The following is a 983-nucleotide window of genomic DNA, read 5'->3' as shown; positions in this document are numbered from 1 at the left end:
CATAAATAATGATAATTACAGTTAACATTTCAATGAAACCTTCAAGGGTAACACCTATCATACCGTGTATTAAAATACACGCTATCGCAGAAAAAATCGCACCCCAATTGAGCAATCTGTTTTTCGAGGGAAACCGCAGATTAATTTTATCGCTGATTACCACATAGTTAAAGCCCTCAAAAAAGCCCCACGCTGTTGCGATAATTAACATTGTCACTATATTAACGGGGAACCCGCTCGATAGAGCCTCTTTCGTCATCCATACAGCCTGAAAAGGTAAATAACTTGTTATCTGTTGTGTTACAGCTAAAAAAATGATATGTGGAACAAAACAAATTACGCAGAGGGCAATGGACATCAAAGTACCTTTTAACCTTAAACCATGTGAAAAAAAGCTTTCTTTTCTATAAATTGCTACTATGCTAATTCCTAATCCGGCGATACTAAATTGACATATGGCAGCAATCAAAGTTCTTAACAAAATGGGTATATGCACATTCTTGACTACGTTGTTAAACTGGCTTTGGAAAGCCATACATATTCCAAGAGCTGCAAAAGTTGTAATCAGAATTATCCATAGATCAGCATCCAGTCGTTTCTGTTCTATTGTTGGTTTTCCCATACCCATATGTAAAATCTCCTCCCCTGTACAGATAGATAATAAAAATATCAGGAATTTAAAATGAGTGCCAACCAACTGCCAACTAACTTGGAGAGATTTCTCTCTCCTTTTTATCTGAGAACAACTGTACGTGTCCCTACTTTATCCCATTTTATTTTGTCCCTTTTTCAAGAATTTTTTTATATCATATAATAGTTTATATTAAGAAGTGAATAAAAACAAGTAACTTATAGAAAATTCTTTAAGCCATGATAGAAATAAACAATAAGATATTCGATTATAAGAAACCTTTTTCTTAAGCATAGTTAAAACAGCTATGAATGATTAAAAAAATGTTTTTAACTTTTTCTGCTTTTCAAAA

Annotated in this window: 1 protein-coding gene; it reads right to left on the bottom strand. The window is 33.2% G+C overall.

Annotated elements, in window-relative coordinates:
* A partial coding sequence (locus X925_RS10205; RefSeq protein ID WP_121959887.1) for a hypothetical protein occupies nucleotides 1–628 on the bottom strand: 628 nt, incomplete at its 3' end.
* Nucleotides 629–983 lie beyond the last annotated feature (355 nt).

Source organism: Petrotoga sp. 9T1HF07.CasAA.8.2 (assembly GCF_002895585.1).
GTDB classification, from domain to species: domain Bacteria; phylum Thermotogota; class Thermotogae; order Petrotogales; family Petrotogaceae; genus Petrotoga; species Petrotoga mobilis.
This window is presented reverse-complemented; position numbering and strand designations above follow the sequence as displayed.